This window comes from Spirillospora sp. NPDC048911 (assembly GCF_043198015.1).
Classification (GTDB): Bacteria; Actinomycetota; Actinomycetes; order Streptosporangiales; family Streptosporangiaceae; genus Spirillospora.
Genome location: NZ_JBICUD010000008.1, coordinates 419453 through 445148, shown reverse-complemented (window position 1 = coordinate 445148; position 25696 = coordinate 419453). Strand labels below are relative to the sequence as shown.

The 25696-nt window shown below is 71.0% G+C and carries 23 protein-coding genes and 1 pseudogene; 13 read left to right on the top strand and 11 right to left on the bottom strand.

All coding sequences use genetic code 11. The features are described from left to right. The first annotated feature begins 14 nt into the window (after positions 1–14). From rhaI to ACGFNU_RS34465, 6 genes are read left to right on the top strand one after another with little or no spacing between them, the layout of a single operon-like run. On the top strand, positions 15–1190 hold the full coding sequence (rhaI, locus tag ACGFNU_RS34490) for an L-rhamnose isomerase (protein ID WP_392600552.1): 1176 nt from the start codon (positions 15–17) through the stop codon (positions 1188–1190). A 6-nt stretch (positions 1191–1196) separates the two neighbouring features. Then, a complete protein-coding gene (locus tag ACGFNU_RS34485; protein WP_392600550.1) occupies positions 1197–3242 on the top strand; it encodes a bifunctional aldolase/short-chain dehydrogenase in 2046 nt (681 codons plus the stop codon). Positions 3243–3257: 15 nt separating this feature from the next. Further along, positions 3258–4022: a (Fe-S)-binding protein gene (locus ACGFNU_RS34480; RefSeq protein WP_392600548.1), complete on the top strand. Its 765-nt coding sequence runs from the start codon at positions 3258–3260 to the stop codon at positions 4020–4022. Continuing rightward, positions 4019–5446, top strand: coding sequence for a lactate utilization protein B (locus ACGFNU_RS34475; protein WP_392600546.1), 1428 nt, complete (start codon positions 4019–4021; stop codon positions 5444–5446). The genes ACGFNU_RS34480 and ACGFNU_RS34475 overlap by 4 nt, the downstream gene beginning before the upstream one ends. Beyond that, positions 5443–6015, top strand: coding sequence for a lactate utilization protein C (locus ACGFNU_RS34470; protein ID WP_392600544.1), 573 nt, complete (start codon positions 5443–5445; stop codon positions 6013–6015). Before ACGFNU_RS34475 ends, ACGFNU_RS34470 begins: the two co-directional genes overlap by 4 nt. Continuing rightward, entirely contained in the window at positions 6012–7433 is a 1422-nt protein-coding gene (locus ACGFNU_RS34465) for a rhamnulokinase family protein (RefSeq protein ID WP_392600542.1), read from the top strand. Before ACGFNU_RS34470 ends, ACGFNU_RS34465 begins: the two co-directional genes overlap by 4 nt. Before the next feature lie 41 nt (positions 7434–7474). Here ACGFNU_RS34465 and ACGFNU_RS34460 read toward each other — a convergent pair whose 3' ends face one another. Both ACGFNU_RS34460 and ACGFNU_RS34455 read right to left on the bottom strand, forming a co-directional pair. Continuing rightward, the gene (locus ACGFNU_RS34460; RefSeq protein ID WP_392600694.1) at positions 7475–7900 is read right to left on the bottom strand and encodes a VOC family protein; all 426 of its coding nucleotides are present in this window, start codon (positions 7898–7900) and stop codon (positions 7475–7477) included. 89 nt (positions 7901–7989) lie between these two features. After that, complete coding sequence (locus ACGFNU_RS34455) at positions 7990–9306, bottom strand: alpha/beta hydrolase (protein WP_392600540.1); 1317 nt, start codon at positions 9304–9306, stop codon at positions 7990–7992. A gap of 70 nt (positions 9307–9376) precedes the next feature. Between ACGFNU_RS34455 and ACGFNU_RS34450 the strand changes: the two genes are divergently transcribed. Continuing rightward, a complete protein-coding gene (locus ACGFNU_RS34450; RefSeq protein WP_392600538.1) occupies positions 9377–9961 on the top strand; it encodes a TetR/AcrR family transcriptional regulator in 585 nt (194 codons plus the stop codon). A 56-nt stretch (positions 9962–10017) separates the two neighbouring features. Here the strand turns inward: ACGFNU_RS34450 and ACGFNU_RS34445 are convergent, their stop codons facing one another. Beyond that, complete coding sequence (locus ACGFNU_RS34445; protein ID WP_392600536.1) at positions 10018–10416, bottom strand: VOC family protein; 399 nt, start codon at positions 10414–10416, stop codon at positions 10018–10020. 96 nt (positions 10417–10512) lie between these two features. Between ACGFNU_RS34445 and ACGFNU_RS34440 the strand changes: the two genes are divergently transcribed. Next, on the top strand, positions 10513–11496 hold the full coding sequence (locus ACGFNU_RS34440) for a helix-turn-helix transcriptional regulator (RefSeq protein WP_392600535.1): 984 nt from the start codon (positions 10513–10515) through the stop codon (positions 11494–11496). A 145-nt stretch (positions 11497–11641) separates the two neighbouring features. Here ACGFNU_RS34440 and ACGFNU_RS34435 read toward each other — a convergent pair whose 3' ends face one another. The 6 genes from ACGFNU_RS34435 to ACGFNU_RS34410 form a co-directional block, all read right to left on the bottom strand. After that, complete coding sequence (locus ACGFNU_RS34435; RefSeq protein ID WP_392600533.1) at positions 11642–12568, bottom strand: DUF4394 domain-containing protein; 927 nt, start codon at positions 12566–12568, stop codon at positions 11642–11644. A gap of 155 nt (positions 12569–12723) precedes the next feature. Beyond that, positions 12724–13251: a M15 family metallopeptidase gene (locus ACGFNU_RS34430; protein WP_392600531.1), complete on the bottom strand. Its 528-nt coding sequence runs from the start codon at positions 13249–13251 to the stop codon at positions 12724–12726. A gap of 17 nt (positions 13252–13268) precedes the next feature. Next, positions 13269–14504, bottom strand: coding sequence for an ABC transporter permease (locus ACGFNU_RS34425; protein ID WP_392600529.1), 1236 nt, complete (start codon positions 14502–14504; stop codon positions 13269–13271). A gap of 1 nt (position 14505) precedes the next feature. Continuing rightward, positions 14506–15339: an ABC transporter ATP-binding protein gene (locus ACGFNU_RS34420; RefSeq protein ID WP_392600527.1), complete on the bottom strand. Its 834-nt coding sequence runs from the start codon at positions 15337–15339 to the stop codon at positions 14506–14508. Further along, positions 15336–16538: a peptidoglycan-binding protein gene (locus ACGFNU_RS34415; RefSeq protein WP_392600525.1), complete on the bottom strand. Its 1203-nt coding sequence runs from the start codon at positions 16536–16538 to the stop codon at positions 15336–15338. Before ACGFNU_RS34415 ends, ACGFNU_RS34420 begins: the two co-directional genes overlap by 4 nt. Next, a complete protein-coding gene (locus ACGFNU_RS34410) occupies positions 16535–17077 on the bottom strand; it encodes a hypothetical protein (RefSeq protein ID WP_392600523.1) in 543 nt (180 codons plus the stop codon). Before ACGFNU_RS34410 ends, ACGFNU_RS34415 begins: the two co-directional genes overlap by 4 nt. A gap of 125 nt (positions 17078–17202) precedes the next feature. Here ACGFNU_RS34410 and ACGFNU_RS34405 point away from each other — a divergent pair, with 125 nt between their 5' ends. The 3 genes from ACGFNU_RS34405 to ligA all read left to right on the top strand — a co-directional run bounded on the left by ACGFNU_RS34405 (position 17203) and on the right by ligA (position 21186). Then, a complete protein-coding gene (locus ACGFNU_RS34405) occupies positions 17203–17877 on the top strand; it encodes a response regulator transcription factor (protein ID WP_392600521.1) in 675 nt (224 codons plus the stop codon). Then, positions 17864–19030, top strand: coding sequence for a sensor histidine kinase (locus ACGFNU_RS34400; protein WP_392600519.1), 1167 nt, complete (start codon positions 17864–17866; stop codon positions 19028–19030). Before ACGFNU_RS34405 ends, ACGFNU_RS34400 begins: the two co-directional genes overlap by 14 nt. Positions 19031–19194: 164 nt before the next feature. Further along, positions 19195–21186 (top strand): NAD-dependent DNA ligase LigA, encoded by a 1992-nt coding sequence (gene ligA / locus ACGFNU_RS34395; RefSeq protein ID WP_392600518.1) that lies wholly within the window; start codon positions 19195–19197, stop codon positions 21184–21186. Positions 21187–21237: 51 nt separating this feature from the next. Here the strand turns inward: ligA and ACGFNU_RS34390 are convergent. Together ACGFNU_RS34390 and ACGFNU_RS34385 are read right to left on the bottom strand one after the other, a co-directional pair. Beyond that, a pseudogene (locus ACGFNU_RS34390) lies at positions 21238–21824 on the bottom strand (response regulator). Beyond that, positions 21821–22006 carry a hypothetical protein gene (locus ACGFNU_RS34385; RefSeq protein ID WP_392600516.1) on the bottom strand — a complete coding sequence of 62 codons (186 nt, stop codon included), beginning with the start codon at positions 22004–22006 and terminating at the stop codon, positions 21821–21823. Before ACGFNU_RS34385 ends, ACGFNU_RS34390 begins: the two are co-directional and overlap by 4 nt. Before the next feature lie 365 nt (positions 22007–22371). On the opposite strand from ACGFNU_RS34385, the gene ACGFNU_RS34380 reads away from it, so the two are divergent. Together ACGFNU_RS34380 and ACGFNU_RS34375 are read left to right on the top strand one after the other, a co-directional pair. Continuing rightward, positions 22372–23109 carry an ABC transporter ATP-binding protein gene (locus tag ACGFNU_RS34380; protein WP_392600515.1) on the top strand — a complete coding sequence of 246 codons (738 nt, stop codon included), beginning with the start codon at positions 22372–22374 and terminating at the stop codon, positions 23107–23109. Further along, the gene (locus ACGFNU_RS34375) at positions 23106–25568 is read left to right on the top strand and encodes an FtsX-like permease family protein (RefSeq protein ID WP_392600513.1); all 2463 of its coding nucleotides are present in this window, start codon (positions 23106–23108) and stop codon (positions 25566–25568) included. Before ACGFNU_RS34380 ends, ACGFNU_RS34375 begins: the two co-directional genes overlap by 4 nt. Positions 25569–25696 lie beyond the last annotated feature (128 nt).

Genomic DNA, 25696 nt, shown 5'->3' with positions numbered 1-25696 from the left:
GGGGATGAGAGACGATGACCGACAGCACTAACCCCCCAGGTCTTTCCGCCGGGCTGGACGACTTGGCGATCGAGACGCCGTCCTGGGCGTACGGCAACTCCGGCACGCGGTTCAAGGTCTTCGCGCAGCGCGGGGTGCCCCGCGACCCGCGTGAGAAGATCGCCGACGCGGCGCGGGTGCACGCGTTCACCGGGGCCGCCCCGACCGTCGCGCTGCACATCCCGTGGGACAAGGTCGACGACTACGCGGCGCTCGCGGAGTACGCGCGCGAGCAGGGCGTCGGGCTCGGCGCGATCAACGCCAACGTCTTCCAGGACGACGACTACATGCTCGGCTCGGTCACCAACCCCGACGCCGGCGTGCGGCGCAAGGCGATCGACCACCTGCTCGAATGCGTCGACATCATGGACGCGACCGGGTCGCGCGACCTGAAGCTGTGGTTCTCGGACGGGACGAACTACCCCGGCCAGGACGACATCCGCGCCCGCCAGGATCGCCTGGCGGACGCACTCGCAGAGGTGTACGAGCGGCTCGGCGAGGGCCAGCGGATGCTGCTGGAGTACAAGCTGTTCGAGCCGAGCTTCTACACGATGGACGTCCCGGACTGGGGCACCTCGTTCGCGCACTGCGTCGCTCTCGGCCCCAAGGCGGTCGTGTGCGTCGACACCGGCCACCACGCGCCGGGCACCAACATCGAGTTCATCGTGGCGATGCTGCTGCGCGCCGGGAAGCTCGGGGCGTTCGACTTCAACTCCCGCTTCTACGCCGACGACGACCTGATGGTCGGCTCGGCCGACCCGTTCCAGCTGTTCCGGATCATGCACGAGGTCGTGCGCGGCGGCGGGCTCGACCCGGCGACCGCGGTGGCGTTCATGCTGGACCAGTGCCACAACATCGAGCCGAAGATCCAGGGCCAGATCCGCTCGGTGATGAACGTCCAGGAGGCCACGGCCAAGGCGCTGCTCGTCGACGCCGCCGCGCTGAAGGCGGCGCAGGACGCGGGTGACGTGCTGGGCGCCAACGCGGTGCTCATGGACGCCTACAACACCGACGTCCGGCCGCTGCTCGCCGACTGGCGGGCAAGCAAGGGCCTGGCGGGCGACCCGATCGCCGCGTACAAGGCGTCGGGCTACTTCGAGAAGATCGTCGCCGAGCGTGTCGGCGGCACCCAGGCCGGTTGGGGGGCCTGAACCACCATGAGCATCGTCGACGAACTGCTGGACCGCTGCCACACCCTCGGCGCGGACCCGCGCAACACCAACTACGCCGGCGGGAACGCCTCGGCGAAGGGCATCGAGACCGACCCGGTCACCGGCGAACCCGTGGACCTCATGTGGGTCAAGGGCTCGGGCGGTGACCTCGGCACGCTGAAGGCGTCCGGGCTGGCCGTGCTGCGGCTGGACCGGCTGCGCGCCCTCGTGGACGTCTACCCCGGCGTCGACCGCGAGGACGAGATGGTCGCGGCGTTCGACTTCTGCGCGCACGGCAAGGGCGGCGCCGCGCCGTCGATCGACACCGCCATGCACGGGCTGGTCGAGGCCGAGCACGTCGACCACCTCCACCCCGACAGCGGCATCGCGATCGCGACGGCCGCCGACGGCGAGGCGCTGACGCGGTCGATCTTCGGGGACCGGGTCGCGTGGGTGCCGTGGCGGCGGCCGGGCTTCCAGCTCGGGCTGGACATCGCCAAGATCAAGGCGGCGAACCCGCAGGCGATCGGCGTGATCCTGGGCGGCCACGGCATCACGGCGTGGGGCGAGAGCTCCGCCGAGTGCCAGGCCAACTCCCTGGAGATCATCCGGCTGGCCGAGGCGTACCTGGCCGAGCATGGACGTTCTGAACCGTTCGGGGCGGTGCTGCCCGGCTACGAGCCGCTCCCGGAGACGGAGCGGCGCGCGCGGGCGGCCGAGCTGTTCCCGCTGCTGCGCGGGCTGGCGTCCACCGACCGGCCGCAGGTCGGTCACTTCACCGACAGCGACGTCGTCCTGGATTTCGTGTCGCGGGCTGAGCACCCGCGGCTGGCCGCGCTCGGCACGTCCTGCCCGGACCACTTCCTGCGGACGAAGGTCGCGCCGCTCGTCCTCGACCTTCCGGCGAACGCGCCGCTCGACGAGGTCAAGCAACGGCTGGGCGAGCTGCACGCCGCCTACCGGGAGGACTACGCCGCGTACTACCAGCGGCACGCCACGCCCGATTCCCCTGCGATGCGTGGTGCCGACCCTGCGATCGTGCTCGTGCCTGGCGTGGGGATGTTCTCGTTCGGCGCGAACAAGCAGACCGCTCGCGTGGCCAGCGAGTTCTACGTGAACGCCATCAACGTGATGCGTGGCGCTGAGTCTGTCTCGTCCTACCAGCCCATCGACGAGGCAGAGAAGTTCCGGATCGAGTACTGGTCGCTGGAGGAGGCGAAGCTCCAGCGCATGCCGAAGCCCAAGCCTTTGGCGACGCGGGTCGCGTTCGTGACCGGGGGCGGATCGGGCATCGGCGCGGCCACCGCGCGGCGGCTCGCGGCCGAGGGCGCGTGCGTGGTCGTGGCCGACCGCGACCTGGCGTCCGCCGAGAAGGTCGCGGCCGAACTCGGCGCCGGGGCCCTGCGTTCGTCGGACGTGGCGATCGCGGTGGCGGCCGACGTGACGAGCGAGGACGACATCCGGGCTGGTCTGGCCGCGGCCGTTCTGGCGTTCGGCGGGGTGGACCTCGTGGTCAACAACGCCGGGCTGTCGCTGTCCAAGCCGCTGCTGGAGACCACGGTCGCCGACTGGGACCTCCAGCACGACGTCATGGCCCGCGGCTCGTTCCTGGTGTCCCGGGAGACCGCGAAGATCATGATCGAGCAGGCGATGGGCGGCGACGTCGTCTACATCTCGTCCAAGAACGCGGTCTTCGCAGGCCCGAACAACGTGGCCTACAGCGCCGCCAAGGCCGACCAGGCCCACCAGGTGCGCCTGCTGGCCGCGGAGCTCGGTGCTCATGGCATCCGCGTGAATGGAATCAACCCGGACGGGGTCGTGCGCGGCTCGGGCATCTTCGCGTCGGGGTGGGGAGCCAACCGCGCGGCCGTCTATGGCGTCGAGGAGGAGAAGCTGGGCGAGTTCTACGCCCAGCGGACGCTCCTCAAGCGGGAGGTGCTTCCGGAGCACGTGGCCAACGCGGTCTTCGCCCTGACGGGTGGCGACCTCACGCACACCACTGGGCTGCACGTACCGGTCGACGCCGGCGTAGCCGCCGCCTTCCTCCGCTAGCCGGGACGCGCCGCCGTGAAAATCGCTCTGTTCGTGACGTGCGTGAACGACACGTTGTTTCCTGGGACTGGCAAGGCCGTCGTGTCTGTGCTGGAACGGCTTGGGCACGAGGTGGACTTTCCTCTGGCTCAGACGTGCTGCGGGCAGATGCACCTCAACAGCGGGTATCCCGAGCAAGCGTTGGGGATGGTGGAAGGCTTCACGGCGGCGTTCGAGGATTACGACGCGGTCGTCGTCCCGTCGGGGTCCTGCGCGGCGATGGTCCGCGACTGGCACGGCTCGGTCGCCCGGGAGGCCGCCGGACGACCGAAGCCGGGCCGTCGTGTGAAGGCGCGCGCGGCGGGGCTTGTTCCGCGCGTGGAGGCGCTGGTGCCGCGCGTTCATGAGTTCTCCGAGTTCCTCGTCGACGTCCTCGGCGTCACCGATGTGGGCGCGGTCTTCCCGCACCGGGTCACGTATCACCCGACCTGCCACGGGCTGCGGATGCTGAAGCTCGGCGACCGGCCGCAACGGCTGCTCGGGGCGGTTCGCGGGCTCGAACTCGTCGACCTTCCCGACGCGACCGAGTGCTGCGGGTTCGGCGGCACGTTCGCCCTCAAGAACGCGGACGTGTCGGCGGCCATGTGCGCCGACAAGGTGGCCGCCGTCAAGCAGACCAAGGCCGAGGTGCTCTGCGCCGTGGACAACTCCTGCCTCATGCACATCGGCGGCACGCTCTCCCGGCAGCGCAGCGGGGTTCGCGCGATGCACCTCGCCGAGATCCTGGCGAGCACCGCATGAGCGGCTCGAACAGCGGCGGCGGCTCGAACGGCGCCATGCCCACGTACGTCGGGATGCCCGCGTTCCCCAAGGCCGCGCGCGAAGCGGTCGCAGACACTCGGCTGCGGTCCAACCTCGCCCACGCCACCGGGACGATCCGCGACCGGCGGCAGCGGGCCGTCGCCGAGCTCGCCGACTGGGCGGAGTTGCGGGAGGCGGCCAAGCAGATCAAGGACCACACTCTCCGGCATCTCGACCACTACCTGGTGATGCTGGAGGAGAAGGTCACCGCCGCCGGTGGAACGGTGCACTGGGCGCGCGACGCCGACGAGGCCAACGCCATCGTCGCCCGGCTGGTCAAGGAGACCGGCGAGCGCGAAGTGGTCAAGGTCAAGTCCATGGCCACCCAGGAGATCGGCCTGAACGAGGCGCTCGCCGAGGAGGGCATCACCGCGTACGAGACGGACCTCGCCGAACTCATCGTCCAGCTCGGCGACGACCGGCCGTCGCACATCCTCGTCCCCGCGATCCACAAGAACCGGGCCGAGATCCGCGAGATCTTCCAGCGGACGATGCCGTCGGCGCCGGACGACCTCACCGACGATCCCGCCGCGCTCGCCGAGGCGTCCAGGCGGCATCTGCGGGCGAAGTTCCTGTCGGCGAAGGTCGCCGTCTCGGGCGCGAACTTCGCGATCGCCGAGACGGGCACCGTCCTGGTGGTCGAGTCGGAGGGCAACGGACGGATGTGCCTGACGCTTCCCGAGACGCTCATCACGGTCATGGGCATCGAGAAGCTCCTGCCGACCGCCCGCGACCTCGAAGTCTTCTTGCAGGTGCTCCCCCGCTCCTCGACCGCGGAGCGCATGAACCCGTACACCTCGGCCTGGACGGGGGTGCATGAGGGTGACGGGCCGTCGGCCTTCCACCTGGTGCTGCTCGACAACGGGCGAACGGCGGTCAACGAGGATCCCGTAGGGCGCCAGGCGCTGCGTTGCATCCGCTGCTCTGCCTGCCTCAACGTCTGTCCGGTGTACGCGCGGGCGGGCGGGCACGCGTACGGCTCGCCGTATCCCGGGCCGATCGGCGCCATCCTGTCGCCTCAGATCCGGGGCATCGGCTCTGAGGTCGATGCCTCGCTGCCGTTCGCGTCGTCCCTGTGCGGGGCGTGCTATGAGGTGTGCCCGGTCGCGATCGACATCCCCCGGGTGCTCGTTCACCTGCGGGCTCGTTCGGCCAAGAAGACGCCCGAACGGTTGGCGATGGGCGTGGCGGCGTGGAGTTTGCGTACGCCGAAGCGGCTGGCCGCCGTCCAGCGAGCGGCTTCGCGGGGACGGCGGTTCGCCCGGCATGTCCGGGTGCCGAGGGCGTGGGCGGACACTCGGGACGTTCCCGTCCCACCCGCGGAGTCGTTCCGTCAGTGGTGGCAGCGGAGGGAAGGCCGATGACCGACGCACGCCAGGCGATCCTGGGCCGGCTCGGCGCATCCGGCGGCGATCCGGCGGCCGAGTACGAGCAGATCGCCCGCGACTACCTGCCCCGCCATCACGACCACGACCTCCATGAGCTGCTGGCCGAACGCCTGACCGACTACCGCGCGATCGTCCACACCTCGATCGACGAGCTGCCCAAGGCTCTGCGCGACGGCCCCTACGTGGCGCCGCCCGACCTCCCCTGGATCACCGGGCTCGGCGACCGCGTCGTCACCGAGCCGTACGACCTGGAGGCGGTCGCCGGGGTGATCACCGGCTGCGCCGTCGCGATCGCCGAGACCGGAACGATCGTGCTCGACCACGGACCCCGGCAGGGACGCCGGGCGCTGACCCTCGTGCCCGACCACCATCTCGTCGTCGTCTCGTCCGACCAGATCGCCGCCGACGTCCCCGAAGCCCTCGCACGCCTCGACGTGACGCGTCCCCTGACGTTCATCTCCGGCCCCTCGGCCACCAGCGACATCGAGCTCTCACGGGTCGAAGGCGTTCACGGCCCCCGCACTCTGGAGGTATTTCTCCTATGACCATGTTCGCCGCGGTCGATCTCGGCGCCTCCAGCGGCCGCGTCATCACGGCGGACGTCGGGCCCGACCGGCTCGACATCACCGAGGTGCACCGCTTCGCCAACCAGCCGGTCCGCGTCAACGGGACGCTGCACTGGGACGTGCTCGGCCTCTACCGCGACATCCTCGACGGCCTCAATCGCATCGACTCCCCCGACCTGGCGTCCGTCGGGATCGACTCATGGGCCGTCGACTACGGGCTCCTCGACGCCAATGGCCGCCTGCTCGGCAACCCCGTGCACTACCGCGACGAACGCACGGCCGCAGCGATCGACAACGTCCACAGCCGCGTCTCCGCCGAGCGGCTCTACCAGGTCAACGGCCTGCAGTTTCTCCCGTTCAACACCATCTACCAGCTGATGGCCGAGCCGTTCCTCGCCCAGGCCGACACGCTCCTGCTCATCCCCGACCTGATCTCGTTCTGGCTCACCGGTGAACGCGGCGCCGAGCAGACGAACGCCTCCACCACCGGCCTCTACGACGCCCGCACCGCAACGTGGTCAGAAGAACTCATCGGCACCCTCGACCTCCCGCGCAAGATCTTCCCCGACCTCCGCGCGCCGGGCAGCCCCGCAGGCAGGCTCCGCGACCTCGGCCGCCTCACAGGCACCCCGGTCACCGCCGTCGCCTCCCACGACACGGCCTCCGCGATCGCCGCGATCCCAGTCGCGGACCCCTCGTTCGCTTACATCTCCTGCGGCACCTGGTCGCTGGCCGGGGTGGAGCTGGCCGCCCCAATCCTCAGCGAGCCCGGCCGGGCGGCCAACTTCACGAACGAGGCAGGCGTCGACGGCACCGTCCGCTACCTGCGCAACATCATGGGCCTCTGGCTGCTCACCGAATCCCTGCGCACATGGAACCTGGGGGCCTCCGACCTGCCCCGCCTGCTAGAGCTGGCCGCCGCCACGAAGCCACTGCGCAGCGTCATCGACCCGAACGACCCCTCGTTCATCGCACCGGGCGACATCCCGTCCCGCATCGCGGTCTACTGCGAACGCACCCACCAACCCACGCCGCACACCCACGCCGAATACGTCCGCTGCATCCTGGACAGCCTCGCCCTGGGCCACCGCGCAGCGATCCGTCAAGCTTCAGAGCTGTCAGGCCACGAAATCGAGGTCGTTCACCTCGTCGGAGGAGGCTCCCACAACCCCCTCCTCTGCCAGCTGACCGCCGACGCCCTGGGCCTCCCGGTCATCGCAGGCCCAGCCGAAGCCACCGCCCTGGGCAACATCGGCATCCAAGCCCGCTCAGCCGGCGTGATCGAAGACCTCAACTCCCTACGGGCCCTCATAGCCCGAACCCAACCCCTACGCCGCTACGAGCCCAAGGGCTCAACCACCCCTTGGACCGACGCAACAGCCCGCCTCACAACCTGACGACAGGTGACAGGCCGTTCAGCAGCGATGGTTTGTGTGCGTTAGCCGATCTGTTCGGCCAGGGCGACGATGATGCCTGCGGGGCCGCGGAGGTAGCAGAGCAGGAACATGTTCTCGTACTGCGCCACCTCGCCGAGGAGTTCGGCGCCGTGGGGACGCAGGCGGGCGATGGTGTCGTGGATGTCGTCTACGGCGAACATGACGCGGTGCAGGCCGAGCGTGTTGGGCGGAGGGATCGCCGGCTCGGGAGCGGACGCGGCGGGGGTGTGGTACCTGGTCAGCTCCAGCTTGCTGTGGCCGTCCGGGGTCCGCATCATCGCGATCTCGCTCTGGATGCCGTCGAGTCCGACGGTGCGGTCCGCGAAGAGGCCTTGGATCTGGCCTCTGCCTTCCAGCTCCATGCCCAGCTCGGCGAAGAACGCGATGGCCGCGTCCAGGTCGTCGACGACGATGGCGACGTTGTCCATCCGCTGAATTGCCATGCCGCCGAGCATAGAGATCGCGGCCGTACGCCGGCTCGCGGCCGCGAAGCGGAGCGCACGGCTCGCGTTGGCCGTCATTTGTGGTCGCGGAGGAACGTCGGGATGTCCGTGGTCTTCGGATAGTTCGGCAGAGGGGCCGGCTTGCCCTGGAGGAACGCGGTGATGGTGGTGGCGGCTCGCTCGTTGTTGTCGTCCAGGCCGTTCCAGATGCGGTGTCCGACGCCGGGCATGAACTGGGTGCGCTGGATGGCCGGGTCGTTGGCGAGGATGGTGGTCGCCCACTGGCGGAGCTGGGACGAGCATTCGGCGATCATCAGCATCGTGGGCGTGCGGGAGAGTCTCAGTCGCGGGGTGAGGGAGGGCGCGTCCTTGATCGTCTGCTGGAGGCGCAGGCTCGCGGCGGGGTTGAAGGAGAAGTTCTGTGGGGTGTCCTCGGTGGGAATGCGGTGTGCGTCCTTGGCGCAGTAGGCGGACGCTGTGTCGCTGCCCAGATCGGCGGCCTTGAAGGCGTTCACGCTTTCGGCCTGCCCGATCAGGCCGGTGTCGGGTGCCAGCAGGCCCAGTCGCATGAGGCCGAGCGCGACGGCGTATCGGGGGACGCGCGTCGACCGCGGTCCGGTCATGGCCGGGGCCAGGCCGCGCGCGGACGGCCGGCCCTTGTCCCCGCTGATCCGCGCGGTGGGCCCGTCCATCGGACCGGGCTCGGCGATGATCGCTCGCCGCACGTGGGCGGCTGCCCGCGGGGCGGAGAGGGCTTGGGTGAGCACGACTCCTCCTGCGGAGAATCCGAGCACGTCGGCCCGCCCCAGTCGTTCGAGGAAGGCCGCGAGGTCGCGGACGGACCTGGAAATGGAGTACTGGCTCATGGGAAGCAGGGCGCTTCGCCCGCCGCCGGCGTGTTCGTAGGCGTAGACGTCGTGTCCCTGGCGCGCCAGAAGCTGCAGGAACTTGTGGTCGAGCACGGAGATGCTGCGGACGGGGCCGCCGTGCAGGTAGACCAAGGGCGTTGAGCGCCGGGAGGTGCCGGGGGCGGGCGGGTAATGGTAGACCGCGATTCGGCTTCCTGTGTTCAGGCTCCAATGCTGCGTCGCCACGAACGGGAGGGCGGGCGGATATCGCCGCTCGGTGGGCACGGTGGGGACGCAGACCGACACCGTGAGCGCGGCGGCGACGACCACCGGCACGAACGGCCGGAGACGGCCGCGCCAGGAGCGGCGGCGGCCCCGCCACAGCGCGGCGAGGGTTCCGCATCCCAGGGCGGTCAGCCACGCGGCCAGTCCCGAACCGGCTCCGTCCGTCGCGACGATCAGCACGAGGAACAGCACGACCAGGCCCGCGACGGCGGCGATGGCCAGGAGCAGGCGGGCGAGGGGGAGGAGAAATCTTGGCATCACGGTCCTCGGGGGTGTTTCCAAACATTGTTTCAAAACAATGTTAGCACCTCCGGCTAGGCTGTTGATCGTGGGAAGACCGAGAACCAACGACGACGCCGTGAAGGACCGCCTCGTCGAGGCCGCGACCGAGATGTTCGCCACCCGGTCACGCGAGTCGGTCACCGTCCGCGCCCTGGCCACCGCCGCCGGGGCCTCGACTGCGGCGGTGTACTCGCTGTTCGGCGGCAAGGACGGGCTCGTCCAGGAGGTGCGCGACAAGGCGGTCGCCGGGCTGTTCCATGATCTGTCGGCGGTGCCGGCCTCGGACGATCCCCTGGCCGACCTCTACGCGCTCGGCGTCACCTACCGGCGGTGGGGACGTGAGCACCGCCACCTCTACGCGGTGCTCTTCGGCGGTGTGCAGACCTTCGACCCCTCGGGCGAGGTGGGCACCGCCGACCCGGTACGGCCGCTCGTCGAGGCGATTCACCGCGGCCTCACGGCGTCCATGCTCATCGGGGACCCGACGTCCATCGCCCTGTCGATCTGGGTGACCCTGCACGGACTGGTGACGCTCGAACTGGCCGGAGCGCTCGACACCGCCACGGCCGACAGCACTTTCGAATCGTCCGTTCGCGCCACGCTGCGGGGCTGGACGATCCAGCCACACTGACCCGGGTCACGTGCGGCGCGATGCCGGTCGTGGTCACCGCACCCGACCGCCCGGCGTCAGCGGGCGAACTTGGCGATGGCGGCCGGGGTGACCGGGGTGAAGAAGTTGACGAGGTTGCCGTCGGGGTCGCGGAACAGCAGCGACCGGTTGCCCCAGGGCATCGTGGTGGGCTCGGTGACGAAGTCGGTGATCAAGCCGGTCAGGTTCTCGTACACGCGGTCCACGTCCTCGACCAGGAACTCGGTGATCACGCTGTGGTTGTCGGCCGGGCGGGAGGAGCCCGGAGCGAACAGCGGGACGGTGCGGGTGCCGGCGATCGCCAGTGTGGCGCTGGCGGTCTTGAGCTCGGCGAAGTCCTCTGTGAACCAGTCCGCCTGCACGCCTGTGGCCTTCTCATAGAACGAGACGAGGCGTGCGACGTCACCGGTGATGATGCGGATCGAAACGAAATCCATGGCGCTGCTCCTAGATGTGTGTTCGTCCTTGGCGCTTCGCACGCTAGACGCAATAGTGGACAGAATCAGTCCACTATTGGTCATAGGATCGTCAGTGTGTCCCGTCCCACTGGCCGCGTGCTCACCCTGCTGGAACTGCTTCAGTCGGGCGGCACCCGGACGATCGCCGAACTCGCCGACCGGCTCGGCGTCGAAGGCCGCACCGTCCGGCGGTACGTCGACCAGTTGATCGAGCTCGATGTGCCCGTCGAGGCGGTGCGCGGCCGCTACGGCGGGTACCGCCTCGCCCGGGGTTACCGCCTGCCGCCGCTCATGCTGAACGACGACGAGGCGCTGGCGGTGCTGCTCGGCCTGATCACCGGCCGGCGCACCGGGTCGGCGGCGGACACCGCGGCCGAGACGGCGGCGGCCAAGATCCGCCGGGTGCTTCCCGGACGTCTCGCCGGCAGGCTCGACGCGGTCGAACAGTCCCTCGCCTTCACCAAGCCGTCCGCTGGTTCCATCGCCCCTGATACCGGGACATTGCTCACCATCGCCGATGCGGTGCGCCACCGCCGTCCCGTCTCGATCAGATACACCGATCGCGACGGCCGGCGCACTGACCGCACCCTGCATCCGTACGGGATCGTCAACCATTCGGGCCGCTGGTACGTCACCGGTGCCGATCCGGCGGCCGGCGAGAACCGGACCTTCCGCCTCGACCGCATCACCGACGCCAGAACCCAGCCCGGCACCTTCGACGAACCGGCTGGACCGGCGCCGGCCGAGCGCGTCCTGACGGGGTTGGCGGCGACGCCCTACCGGCACGAGGTGACCCTGCGGATCCACGGAACGCTCGGCCAGATCCGTGCCCGCCTTCCCGCCGGCATCGCGAACGTCGAAGAATCCGCGACCACGGCGGCGGAGGATGCAGCGACCGAACGTTGGCGCCGCGTCGAACTACGGGCCGAACGGCTCGACTGGCTGCCCGCGGTCCTGGCCTCGCTCGACCGGCCGTTCGTCGTCGAGCGCCCCGGCGAACTACGCGACCTCGTGGTCGCCTTCGCCGACCGCCTCACCTCCTACGCCCGCCAAGACTGAGGAGCGGGAGGCATCGTCGCGATGTCTCTCCTCCACACGGCACCACCCGCTCTCAGTCCGGTCGGATACCTGAAAGCGGGGCCTGCGGCGGGAAGATGCCGCAGGCCCCTCGGTGTTGTCGCCCCACCGCGGTCTCGCTGGGACGTCAGCCCTGGTTGAGAGGGAGCGCGACGTCGACGACCTGGCGCTGGCTCGGGAAGGCTCCGACCGGGATGGCCCTCCCGGTGAGGAGGTTGATCCGGTGGAAGCGGTACTGGCTGCCCACTCGCAGCGAGGCGTACCCGGTGTTGGTGCCGTTGGCGGCCGAGTAGTAGACGTCGAAGCCCGCGTTGGGGCCGGCGTCGCCGCGCAGGGTGCCGGCCGGGGCGAGGTTGCCGGCGTTGGCGGGTGACTGGAGCGTGGTCTGGTCCAGGGTGGTGTTCAGGTCGAACAGGGTGGTGGAGGTGGCCGCGTCGAGATCGTTGTTGGTGTAGGCCGCCCCCGTCACGCCGGTGGCGGTGGCACCGGTCTGCGCGGGCGGGACGGGCGGGTTGGTCAGGGTGCCGTCGGTGGCGGTGACGCCCGCGGCCGGTGCGCCCGCGGGGTCGTCGATGTTGTGCCTGAGGTTCTGGCCGGTGTCGCTGATGACTCTGAGGCGGTTGGCGGCGGGGTTGAAGTCCACTCCGAAGCTCGTTCCCTGGAGGGGCGCCGTCAGCTGCGAGACCTTCGTCGCGTAGGCGTTGCCGGTGTGGAGGGTGTAGATGCCGCCTTGGTTGCCGACACCGTAAAGCTTGCCGTTCTGGACGCGGTAGTCGATCCCGATCAGTTTGAGGTCGCCCTTGAGCCCCGAGACCTTGCCCAGCGTCGACACCGCTCCGGGGTTGTTGGACCCGAAGGCGACCAGCCGCTGGTCGCCGGTGAGACCGATGACCTTGAGGCTGGGAATCTTCGGAGCCTGCGGCGCGGACTCGGTGGACCCCGCCGGCTGGATGAGGCTGAGGGCGTCGTCGTGGCCCACGGAGGCGATCGCGGCCCCCATCGCGGTGGCTCCCGCGGCCGTGACCAGCACCCCAGCGATCAGTACTTTGCGCATGCGCTCCCCTAGTAGATCGGCGCGGCCTTGATCCCCGGGCCGCTTGCCTGTTCTTCGGCGCGACGGGTGCGACGGATTGCCCTTAGGCGGACTTTTTTTGAAATAGGGGGTGATCTGCCCGTTGGGTCAGGCGACGAGACGGCCGGAGCCCGTCGCTACGCCGCGGCGTCGGGGTGCGGCAGACGTTCCGGCGCGACCGTGCGGTACTCGAAGTGCCACCACTCGTTGTCGTAGACGCGGTAGAGGCCGTACCGCCAGCCGTGCCGTTCGAGCCACAGCGCGCCCTCGGCCGGGCGGACGTCGAGCGCGAGCCCCCGCACGTGGCGGGACTCCTCCGCCGGCAGCACCCGGCGCCGCGCCGCCGCCACCGAGCCGGTGCGCCGCACCTCCGCGACGAAGATCCGGTGCTGTTCGGCCGGGTCGCGATAGCCCGAGGTGAGGCCGATCAGCTGCCCGTCGCGCCAGAACGCCTCGGCCCGCGCGTGGGTGAACGCCATCAGTGCCTGCGGTGCCAGCCCGCGCAGATCCTCGGCGGGAAAGCGCAGGTCCAGCGCCCACTGGCAGGCCAGGTAGCGGGCCTGGCCCGGTGCGCGGCAGTAGGCGACCGGCACCAGCAGCACCGCGATGAGCCGGGTGACGGCCGCCAGCACGCGCGCTTTGATCGTCGAGAGGGGATTCGCCATGACTCACCACCCAGGGGTCAGGCCGTGCGCAGGGCCTCGGTCGGCGACAGCCGGGCGGCGCGCAGCGCGGGCAGCAGGCCGGCGATCGCGCCGATGAGGACGGCCGAGCCGATGCCACCCGCCCAGGCCTCCGCGGGGACGACGACCGTCCATCCTTTGACGCCCGCGTACACCGCGGTCGCCACCGCTCCGGAGGCCACGCCCACCACGCCGCCGAGGACCGCCAGCATGATCGCCTCCGCGAGGAACTGGGTGCGGATCTGTCCCCGGGTCGCCCCGAGCGCGCGGCGCAGACCGATCTCCGAGCGGCGTTCGAGCACGGAGATGATCATGATGTTGGCCACTCCGACGGCTCCGACGATCAGCGCCACGACGCCGAGCCCCAGGAACAGGCTGTTGAACGCTCCCTTCGCCGCGGCACGCGCGGTGAGGGCGTCCGACGGCTGGCTCACATCGACCTCGTTCGACGCCTCCGGGTTCGCGGTTCGGGCGAGCACCGACTGCACCTTCTCGACCGTGTCGGTCTCGGAGCGTACGTAGATCGTGCTCGGCGGGCCGTCCGCGAGCTCGCCGCGGGTCATGCTGGTATGGCCGAGGTAGCGCCGCGCCGCGGGATATCCGACCAGGGCGCTGGTGTCGACGTCCGGCGCGAGCGTCGCGGGGGCGAGCGTGCCGGCGACATAGAACCACTGCCCGCCCAGCCACACCCGCTGCCCGGGATAGACGCGGCTGATCCCCAGCCGCTGTGCGGCCGCCGCGCCGAGCACGACGGCGGGTTGCGTCGCCGTGGCCTCGTTGAGCCAGCGGCCGTGGGCGACGCTGGTCCCGGCCACCTGCGGCAGATTGAGACTCGTCGCCTGGACCGTCAGCCCGTTGGTGTTGATCGCGGGTATCAACGGGCTCCGGTACACCCTGGCCTCGCCGACCGTGCCGGTGTGCGCCACCTGCTCGACGTCCGCGAGCCGCGACACCCGGGCGGGCGCGGCGACCGGCATGACCGCCTGCTCCTGGGTGAAGCTCTGGCCGGTCTTGACGGTCAGCAGGTTCGTGCCGAGCCGGTCGATCTCCGCCAGCAGACCTGCCTGGGACGACGCCGACAGCCCGAGGACCGCGACGATCGCCGTGGTGCCGATCGCGATGCCGAGCGCGGAGAGCCCCGCTCGCAGCGGCCGGGCACGCAGCCCGGTGCTCGCCACCCGCGCCTGGTCCCCGGCGCGCAGGCGCGCCGGCACGAGATGGGTAGGAATCCGCATGTCACTCCACCTCTCCAGGCCCGCCAAAAGCACGAGCACCTGCACCGGTGCCGGCCCCCGCGTTCGCGGCCGGGTGCGTAGCCCCAGCCTCGTCCGCGCCGGTGCCTGCGGGCGGAGCCGCACCTGCGTCGGCGGAAGTCGCGCTGTCTGAGGTGATTCGGCCGTCCAGGACGTGCATCCGGCGTGGTAGGCGCGCGGCCAGGTCACCGTCGTGCGTGATCATGATGATCGTCGCGCCCTCGCCGTTGAGCTCCCGCAGCAGTTCGAGGATCGAGGCCCCCGTGGTGCTGTCGAGGTTGCCCGTCGGCTCGTCGGCCAGGACGATCGCCGGCCTGCCCACCAGGGCGCGGGCGATGGCCACGCGCTGGCGCTCCCCTCCGGACATCTTCGTGGGACGGAAGCCGCTGCGATGCGCGAGCCCGACCCGATCGAGCGCCTCGGCGGCACGGCGCCGTCGCTCGCTGACCTCCACTCCCGCGTACAGGAGGCCGTCCGCGACGTTCTCCAGGGCGGTGGAGTGCTCGGCCAGGAAGAACTGCTGGAAGACGAACCCGATGCTGCGCGCGCGCAAGGCCGCGAGCTGACGGTCGCCGAGCCCCGCCGCGTCGACCCCGTCGATCCGGACCAGTCCGTCCGTGGGCCGCTCCAGCGTCCCCATGACGTGCAAGAGCGTCGTCTTGCCCGACCCCGACGGCCCGACGATCGCGACCAGTTCGCCATGGCGGACGGTGAAGCTCACACCGCGCAGCGCGGGCACGGGTGGCTGCCCTCCATAGATCTTGGTGACGCCTTCGAGTTCGAGCGCGGGAGCCCGGCCGTCCTGAAGGGTGCTCATGAGGCCGGCACCACCACTTGATCGCCGACGGACAGGGCGCCCGACACCTGGACGAGCCCGTTGTCGTTGTCGAAGATGCCGAGCGTCACGGGAACCAGGCGGCGCGCCTGACCAGCGGCCACCTCGACGACGTAGCCGCCGCCGGCCTTGCCCATGAGCGCGGTGACCGGGACGGTCAGCGCCTTCTTGACCCCCTCGGTCGTGATCTGCACCTGGACGGGGGCCTCGTCCAGCTTCCCCGCGTCCTTGGGGCGGCTCAGCGTGATGTACACCGGGAGCGTGGGGCTCGGCGCGTCCTTCTTGGCGTCGTCGGCCTTCGCGACCCGTCCGATGCGGCTCACCCTGCCCGGGGTCGTCCTGTTGTCCGGAAGCGTGATCTGGACACGGTCGCCGACCTTGACCTGCGACTGCTGCCCCGGGTCGAGTTCCACGATCACCTGGCGCCGGGCCGAGGTGGTCTGGGCCACCTGAGCCCCCGGCACCGCCCGCGTTCCGGCCTTGGCCATCGCCTTCGTCACCCGGAGCGGGCCGGGCAGGAACACGGCGTCTCCGAGATTCAGTCTCCCGGTCTCGTCGACGCCCAGGGCGTCCTGCAGTTCGGCGACCGCCTCCGCGGTCTCGGCCCCGTAGTGGTCGGACCTGGGATTGAGCTCGGATCTCTCGGCGTACCCGAGTCGCACGAGGTTCGCGTTGAGGTAGCGCACCTCGCGGCCCTCGTCCCCCACCGACAGGGCTCGGTACGCCGGTGTGGCGCCGCAGATCAGCACCACCGGTTTCTCGTCCACCCGGTAGAGGGTCCTGCCGCAGCCGATCTCCTTGCCCGCGCCGGGGACGCGGGTGTAGGTGCCCTTGGCCTGGTTGACCACGGCGTACGGGGTGCCGTCGCCACTGGCCGCGTACGAGAGCGTCCCGCTCTGCGTCACCTGCGTGGACAAGGGCCCTTCCCGGACGGCCGCCAGCGAGGTGCCGTCGGCCGAGGACGCGGGCCGGGCGTCCCCGTCGTCGAAGGGATCCATGACGACGGCGGCGACACCCGCGGGGGCCAGCAGCACCAGGACCCCCGTCCCGGCGAGCACCTTCCGCCGCCCGCGCCCCTGCCCACGCCGGCGCGGCATCCGGCGGTCCGGGGCCGGGGCGCCGGACGCGGCGCCTTCGGTCCCGGGCATGCCGGAGGGCGCCTCATCGACATCGGTGCTCATCCCCCACCGCCCGCCGGCCGCAGCGCCTGGCACTTCTGGTCCGCGGCCTTGTACTGCGGCGATTCGGGATTGAGGTCACCGGGGTCCAGCGTCCCGCCCTGAGGGTCGGGGAACTTCGGCAGCCCGTTCCTGCGCATGCACTGCGCGTACTTGAGCATCTGGGCCTGCGTGGCCGGGTCCTTTTTGGAGGTCCAGCTCGGCGGCCGCAATGGCTCGCATTTCCGTCCCGCGGCCTTGAACTGCGGCGAGTTGGGATCGACGGTTCCCAGCTTGAAGCGGAACTTGTTCCCGTCAATGGGGTCGGGCCACTGCGGAACTCCGTTCTGGCGCATGCATTGCGCGTATTTCACGTACTGGGCACTGTCGTCACCAGCGGTACCACCGCCCGCCGCCTTGCCCGAGCCGCTGCTTCCCGTCGCGGACGTGCCGCCGCCACCTGAGGAATCGTCCGATCCGCCGCAGGCCGCGAGCCCCGGCAAGAGGATCGAGAGCGCCACCAGCGGCAGCGCCAGGCTCCGTTTCGGCTTCGCTTTCGGCATGTCATGGTCTCCTTCGCGTCAGTGGATGAGCGGTGGAGGCCATTTCTAGGCAACCGGCGGTCACACCATGGTCAGCGCTCCTGTGACCGGGCTGTGACCGCGGCAATGGTTAACCTGGGGACACGATGAGAGTGCTGGTGGCCGAGGATCACGCCGAGCTCGCGGCGTCCGTGGCGAGAGTCCTGCGCCGCGAGGGAATGGCCGTCGACGTGGTCCACGACGGCGCGGCGGCGATCGAGCGGACCTCCCTGCTCGACTACGACGTCGTCGTGCTCGACCGCGACCTGCCCGCCGTCCACGGTGACGAGGTGTGCCGGTCGCTGGTGAACGGGACGCGCCGTACCCGCGTCCTGATGCTGACCGCGTCCGGCACGATCGCCGACCGGGTGTCGGGCCTGAGCCTCGGCGCCGACGACTACCTGCCCAAGCCGTTCGCCTACGCCGAGCTCGTGGCCCGGATCCGGGCGCTCGGCCGCCGGGCGCAGCCGGCGCTGCCGCCGGTCCTCGTCCACGGTGACGTGCGCCTGGATCCGGCCCAGCGGATCGCGACCCGGGCGGGAATGCGCCTGGCGCTGAGCCCGAAGGAGTTCGCGGTCCTCGAATACCTCCTCGGCGCCGGGGGACGAGTCGTGTCCGCCGAGGAACTGCTGGAACGGGTGTGGGACGAGATGGCCGACCCGTTCACGACCACTGTCAAGGCCACGATGAACCGGCTGCGGTCCAAGCTCGGCCCACCACCGGTGATCGAGACCGTCCAGCAGGGCGGTTACCGGATAGGTGGGGCCCATGCGCCTTCGTGACCTGCTCGACCCGGGCGTCTCCCCGCAGCTCTCACCCCGGTCCGTGCGCGTGCGTCTCACGGCCTTGTACAGCGCGCTGTTCACGATCTCCAGTACGGTCGTGCTCGCGTTCGCCTACTGGTTCATGGTCCGCGCCAAGTGGGTGGTCATCGTCTACGACGACAGCGGGCCGCAAATCCGCGACCAGCTGCAACGCTACAAGCACGAACAACTGCGCGACCTGCTGACGCAGTTCGGGATCGCCTTCACGATCATGGTGGTGATCTCGGTCGCGCTGGGCTGGGTGGTCGCCGGACGTGCCCTGCGGCCACTGCGCATCATGACCGCCACGATCCAGCAGATCTCGGCTCGCAACGTCCACGAACGGCTGGCCGTCACCGGCCCCCGCGACGAGATGAAGGACCTCGCCGACACCGTCGACGGCCTGCTCGGCCGGCTGGAGACCGCCCTCGACGCGCACAAGCGCTTCGTCGCCAACGCAGCGCACGAGCTGCGCACGCCGCTCACCCTGGAACGTGCACTCCTGGAGGAGATCCTCACCGACCGCGAGGCCACGCTGGAGTCGTACCGGGCGACCTCGGAGCGGCTGCTCGCACTCAGCAAGGACCAGGGACGGTTGCTGGAGGCCCTGCTCACGCTGGCCAGCAGCGAGCGCGGCCTCGACCGCCGGGAGTCCTTTGATCTGGCCGATCTCGCTCGCCAGGCGCTCGACTCGTCACGCTTGGAGGCGGACGCGCGCGGCGTGCGGGTCCATGCCCAGATCGCGCCCGCCCCGTCCGCGGGCCACCCCGCGCTGGCCGCGCGCCTGGTCGCCAATCTCGTCGAGAACGCCGTGCACCACAACGTGCCCGGCGGCCACGTGGAGGTCGTGACCGAGATCAGGGCGGGACGGGCGTTCGTCTCGGTGGCCAACAGCGGACCGGTCATCTCCCCGCAGCAGGTCGGCCGGCTCTTCGAGCCCTTCCAGCGGCTCGGCGGACGGACGGCGCGCGCCGACGGCCACCACGGTCTCGGCCTCTCGATCGTCCGGGCCATCGCGGCGGCGCACGGCGCCGGCATCACCGCGAACGCCCGCCCGGGCGGCGGCCTCTCCGTAGAGATCAGCTTCCCCGCGGACCGCCGCACCCAGATCCCCGTGCGCACCCACGCCTGACACCGCGCTCAGCCGGGCCAGGTGGATTCGGCGCCTGTGCGTTCGGGTCCCACATAGGCGCCGGGCCGTGCGTTCGCCTGCGGTGGCGACCAGGCGGCTCGCTTCGGATCATTCTGCGGACGGGGCGATGACCAATGTCGGTGCCATCGCGTTTAATCAGGGGCGTGGACGTTGAAGAGCGCATCGCGGAGCTGACCGCCGAGGTCAAGCGGCTGAACGATCTGTACTACGGCGCCGGTGACAGCCCGCTGCCGGACGCTGACTACGACGCGTTGAAGGACGAGCTGGCCGCGCTCGTCGCCGAGCATCCGGAGCTCGAGCCGGCCGACAGCCCGCTCGGCAAGGTCAACGCGCCGGCGGAGCTGACCGGCCCGACCGTCCGCCACGCGCGTCCGATGCTCTCGCTGGCCAAGGCGACCGACGAGGAGAAGGTCCGCACGTTCTGTGAACGCTTCGGCGGCCAGGTGTTCCGCGTGTCGGAGAAGCTCGACGGGCTCTCGCTCAGCATCGTCTATGTCGATGGCAAGCTCGACTACGTCGCCACGCGCGGCACCGGGGCGGTCGGCGAACTGGTGACCGAGAAGGTGCGGCACGTGATCCCGGGCCTGCCGGCCGAGATCGACGCGCCCGGGCGCGTCGAGGTCCGTGGTGAGGCCGTGATGCTGCGGTCGGTGTGGGCCGCCTACAACGAGGCCCACCCGGAGCGGATCCTGACCAACCCGCGGTCGGGCGCCGCCGGGACGCTGGTGCTGAAGGATCCCGAGGCGGCCGTGCAGGCCAAGCGGGTGCTGCGGTTCTTCGCGTTCGGCGCCGACCGGGGCGGTGCGGCGGTGGAGATCCCGGCGGGTTTCGAGCCGGTCGCCCAGTACGTGTGCGCGGGCGTGGACGAGGTGATGGACGCGATCCACGAGATCGGCGACCGCCGCGACGGGCTCGACTATGACACCGACGGCGCGGTCGTGCGGCTGCACGAGCCGGCGGCGTTCGACGCGGCGGGCTTCAACAGCGCCGAGCCGCGCGGCGCGATCGCGTTCAAGTACCCGCCGGAGGAGAAGCTGACGACGCTGCTGTCGGTCGAGTGGCCGGTCGGCAAGATCGGCCGCATCCCACCGCGCGCGAAGGTCGCGCCGGTGTTCGTCGGCGGTGTGACCGTGGAGAACATCACCCTGCACAACCCGCGCCTGGTCCGCGAGCGCGACCTGCGCATCGGCGACACGGTGGCGGTCGTGCGGCGCGGCGACGTGATCCCGTTCGCGGGCCGCTCGCTGCCGGAGAAGCGCGACGGCAGCGAGGTGGAGATCGTCCCGCCGACGCACTGCCCGTCGTGCGGCTCCGAACTGGAGGTCCGCGGCACCGGCGAGGAGCTCTGGTGCCTCAACCTGCAGTGCCCGGCGCAGGCGACGCGCCGGCTGATGCACTGGGCCTCGCGCCACGCGGCCGACATGGAGGGCGTCGGCGACACCTGGATCGAGAAGCTCGCCGAGGAAGGCGTGCTCAAACGCCGCAGCGACTTCTACGACCTGACGACCGACCAGCTGCTCGGCTACGAGCGGATGGGCGAGGTCAGCGCCAAGAACATGGTCGACTCGATCGCGTCCTCCAAGGGCATGGGGCTGCGGCGCGCGCTGATCGGGCTGGCGATCCCGATGGCCTCCGAGGGCACGGCCAAGCGCCTGTGCCTGGCCGGGTACGAGCGCATCGAGGACGTCGCGGCGGCGACGGTCGAAGACCTGGTGGCGATCCGCGACATCGGGCCGAAGGCCGCCGAGAGCATCGTGGCCTTCTTCGCCCGCCCAGAGGTGCAGCAGGAGATCGCGGCGCTCCGTAAGCGCGGCGTCCACCTCGATGTGCTGGACGAAGACCGGCCCGTCGACGCGGCGGCCGCGGGCGACTCGCCGCTCAAGGGCAAGTCGGTCGTGATCACCGGCGCGTTCACCAACCCGCACTCGGGCGCCAAGATCAGCCGACCGGACGTCACGCGCCTGGTCGAGCAGGCGGCGGCCACGACCGCCTCGTCGGTCTCCGCGACCACCGACTACCTGCTGGCCGGCGCCAACGTCGGCGCCGCGAAGACCGGCAAAGCCGAAAAGCTCGGCGTCACGGTCGTCGACCAAGACCAACTGTGGCGCTGGCTGGCCGAAGCGGGAGTCATCTGACCCAGGCCGTTCCGTGGACCCTCGGGCCGGCGCCGGCCGGTGTCGGGGCGTTCAGGCCCGCCTGTCGTGGGAGCCGGCACCGGGCACGGTGAGCCCGGTCTCGTATGCGGTGATGACCGCCTGCACCCGGTCGCGTAGCCCCAGTTTGGACAGCACATTGCTGACGTGCGTCTTGACCGTGTGCCCGCTGACCACCATGGCCTCGGCGATCATCCGCAGGGTCTCGCGCTCGCGGCCGGTCAGCACGTCCAGCCGCCCGGCGGGCAGCGGTGTCCGGGCCGAGCCGGCCACGACCCTGACCGCGTGGACGAGGTCGTCGCGGCACACGTCCTTGAGCAGGAATCCGCTCGCCCCGGCGCGCAGGGCGTCGAAGACGTAGTCGTCGAGGTCGAAGGTGGTCAGCATGACCACCTTGCAGCCGGTCTCGGCGCACGCGATCCTGGCGGCCTCGATCCCATCCCCGGCATCCGGATGTCGAGCAGCGCCACGTCCGGCCGGTGCTCGCGGATCGCCGCGACCGCCTGGAAACCGTCGCCGGCCTCGGCCAGCACCTCGATGTCCGGCTGCACTTCCAGGATCAGTGCGAACCCGGCGCGGACCAGTTCCTGATCGTCGGCGACCACGACCCGGATGCTCACACCGCCTCCCGGACGCTCAGCGGCAGGGACGCGCGCACCTGGAAACCCCGGCCGCCGGGCCGTGGCCCCGTGGCGCGTTCCCGGATGCCGGCCAGCCCGTTCCCGCCGGACGGCAGCCCCGCTCCCGTGCCGTTCCCGTCGTCCTCGATCTCAATGATCAGGTTCTCCTCCCGCCGGCGCAAGCTCGCCGAGCAGTACGGGGTGTCCGATCGTGTCGCCGTCGAAGCCGCCCGGCTGCCGACCGCGGGCCGGCACTCTCGCGCCGGGGCACCCGAAATCGCCGACCACGTCGAGTGCCTGTTGAACGGGCAGAGGCGCCGGTGCGCGCAACTGGTCGGCCTGTCATCGCCAGGCCGAAGACCGGCCGTGGGCTTCACTGCCAGAGGCGGGCAGGATCCCGGGTCTGCCAAGGTCACGGTGCTCGCGACTGCCAGGAGCCCGCCTTCGTCTGGTGTCCGGGCCAGGGGTGGCCTGGTGCTGGGTACAGGGTCGAGTCGGGTCTCCGCGTCATGGTTTCGGTATGGCCCTGGCCTCTAGCGTCGAGGTCATGCACAGCGAAGCCATGGTCAGGGTCAGTCAGGTCAGCAAGACCTACGGCCGCCGCGACAACAAGGTGGCGGCACTGGAGAACGTCTCGGTCATGTTTCCAGCCGGACGGTTCACCGCCGTCATGGGGCCCTCGGGATCGGGAAAGTCCACCCTTCTTCAGTGCGCGGCGGGAATCGACCGTGTCGACTCGGGAGAAGTGGAGCTGGCCGGAACTTTCCTGAACGGGCTGAGCGAGGGTGCGCTGACCAAACTGCGCCGCGAGCGTATCGGGTTCGTCTTCCAGGCGTTCAATCTCGTGCCGTCGCTGACGGCCCGGCAGAACGTCGCGCTGCCGCTCATGCTGGCGGGCAAGCGGCCCAAGCGCCGGGACGTGGACGCCGCGCTGGACCGGTTGGGCCTGGCGGACCGGCGGCGGCACCGGCCCGGTGAGATGTCGGGCGGTCAGCAGCAGCGGGTGGCGATCGCCCGCGCGCTGGTGACGCGGCCTCAGGTGCTGTTCGCCGACGAGCCCACCGGCGCGCTGGACTCCCGCTCCTCCCGGGAGGTCATGAGGCTGCTCCGGGAACTGGTGGACCGGCAGCGCCAGACGATCGTGATGGTCACCCACGACCCCGTCGCGGCGGCGTTCGCCGACGAGGTGCTGTTCCTCGCCGACGGCCGGATCGCCGGGAACCTGGAGGCCCCGACCCCGGAGCTGGTCGCGGCGCGGATCACCAAGCTCGAGGAGGAGCGGTGATCCGGATCGCGCTGGCCACCCTGCGCAGCCGCGCGGCGAGTTACGCCGGGGCGTTCCTGGCGCTGGCCCTGGGCACCGCCATCATCGCGATGACGGCCCTCACCCTGCGGGCGGTGACCACCACCGAGTTCCACGGTCCGCAACGTTACGCACAAGCCCCGGCGGTGGTGACCGCACCGGTGACGTTGACGCTCAAGGACGACGACGGCGATCCGCGCGAGTTCCCGTTGGCCCGGCCGAGCCCACTGCCCGCGCGGGTCGTCCAGGCTTTGTCGGGCACGGGTCGGACGGTGCCGGACCGGACGTTCTCCGCGCGGCTGCCCGGCGGCCCGGACGGGCAGGTGGGCCACCCCTGGAGCGCCGCCGCGTTCACCCCGTACCGGCTGGTGAAAGGGCATGCGCCCGGGTCGGTCCACGAGATCGTCGTCGGCGGTGGTGACCCGTCGCTGGTCGGCGGGACCGTCCGGGTCGCGACCACCGCCGGCTTCGGGGACTACAAGATCGCTGGGGTCACCGCTCCGGTCTGGTTCGAGAATGCGGTGTTCTTCGCCGACAAGGAGGCGGCGCGGCTGTCACCTAAGGTCAACGCCGTCGTCGCCTACGGCTCGGCAGAGTCGGTGCGTGCGGCGGTTCAGGGGACCGGCGCACGGGTGCTCACCGATGACGATCGGCTGCTGGCCGAGCGCGACCAGTATGGCGGCCGTGACCAGCTCCGCGACGCGGAGGGAATGGCCGGCACGTCGATGATGCTGGTCGTCTTCGTGGTGGTCTTCGTGGTGATCGCCACCTTCGCCTTCGTGGTCGACCAGCGGCGGCGGGAGGTGGCGCTGCTGCGGACCGTGGGTGCGACGCCGGGGCAGGTGCGCCGGATGCTGCTCGCCGAGGCCTTCCTGCTGGCCGTGCTGGCCTCGGCCCTCGGGTGCGCGGTCGGCGTCCAGTGGACCGGGGTGCTGCGCGGCTGGATGGTGGACCATGGCGTCGCGCCGTCCTGGCTCGCGGTCGACGCCCGGCCCGTCCCGCTGGTGATCTCGTTCTTGCTGGGACTGCTGGCGGCGATGATCGGTACGGCCGTGGTGTCGTGGCGGGCGGGCCGCGTGCGCCCCGCGGAGGCGCTGCGCGAAGCCACCGGCAGGCGCCGGGCGGTCACGCCGGTGCGGCTGGTGCTCGGCGGTGTGCTGCTCGTGCTGGGTGTCCAGAAGAGCGTCGGCGCCATCAATGCCGATCAGGTCGTGGCGCTCAGCATGCAGAACTACCTGTTCGTTCCGGTCCTGCTGGTGGGCGGCTGCGCGCTGCTGACCCCGCTGCTGGTCCGCCCCGTTCTGGCCGCGTTGGCCTGGCCGCTGAGCAGGCTGGGCGCGGGCGCCATGGTGGTCCGCGAGGGCGCGCTGTTCGCAGGACGGCGCACCGCCGCGGTCGCCACCCCGGTGGTGCTGGCCGTCGGCCTCGGCGCCGCGCTGTTCACGGCGCAGGACGCGGCGAACGCGGCGAACGTGGCCGGGCTGCGTGCCGAGAGCGGAGCCGACTACATCCTGTCGGCCCAGGGCGACGGTGAGATCGGCTCGGCCGTCGTCGACCGGGTGCGGGCCATCCCGGGCGCCACGGTCGCGGTCTACACCCCCGCCGAGGTGCGGCTGAGCGGGGACGGCGGCCGCTATCTGGGCACGCTGTCGGCCTTCGCCGTCGATCCGCGGTCGCTGAACGCGACGCGGCGTCCCGCCGTCGTGGACGGGTCCATGCAAAATCTCGGCGACGACTTCCTGGTCCTGGACCGCGACAGCGCGCGAGAATTCGGCATTCGCACCGGCGACCGGGTGCGGGCCTGGCTGCCGGACGGCACGTCCGCGCCGCTGCGCGTGGCGGCCCAGTCCAGTACCACGGTCACCGGCGAGATCGGATACATCCCCGCCGCCCACACCGGCGGAAGCCCCCCGACCCAGATCGAGGTCAAGGTGGCGGCGGGCGGCGACGCCGCGGCCGCGGCGCTGCGTTCGGCCGTGCGCGACCAGCCCGTGACGCTTTCCACCAGGTCGTCCCTCCTTGATGCCGAGCAGGCCGACCAGCAGCGCAAGACCAGGCTGGCCACCGGGAACGTGTTCGGGATCGCGCTGGCGTTCGCGCTGATCGCGATCGCCAACACCCTGGTGATGGCGGCCCCGGACCGCCGCCGCGAGCTGTCGGCCCTCACCCTGGCCGGCGCCACCCGCCGCGAGACGCTGACGTATGTGGCCGCCGAGACCGTGGTGGCGACGATCGCCGGCGCCTTCCTCGCCGGCGTGGCGGCGATCATGGTCGTGGCGGGTCAGCGGGCGGCGCTGACCAAGCTGGTGGGCGGGTTCCCGCTGGCCGTCCCGTGGACGTCGATCCTCGCGGTCACAGCGGTGTGCGCCGCGACCGCCGTCTGCACCTCCGTGGTCGCGACCCGCCTCCTCGTCGGCGGGCCGGCCCCGCGCGGCGACTGATCCACGACCAGCGCGCCAGCCGGAGCCCGGTCGTACGCCTCCGGCATCCGAACTCCGCAGCTCCGCACCAAGGGCCAGCGCGACCAAGCGCCACAGCTCGGCATCAAACGCGCCTGCCGGGCCGGACG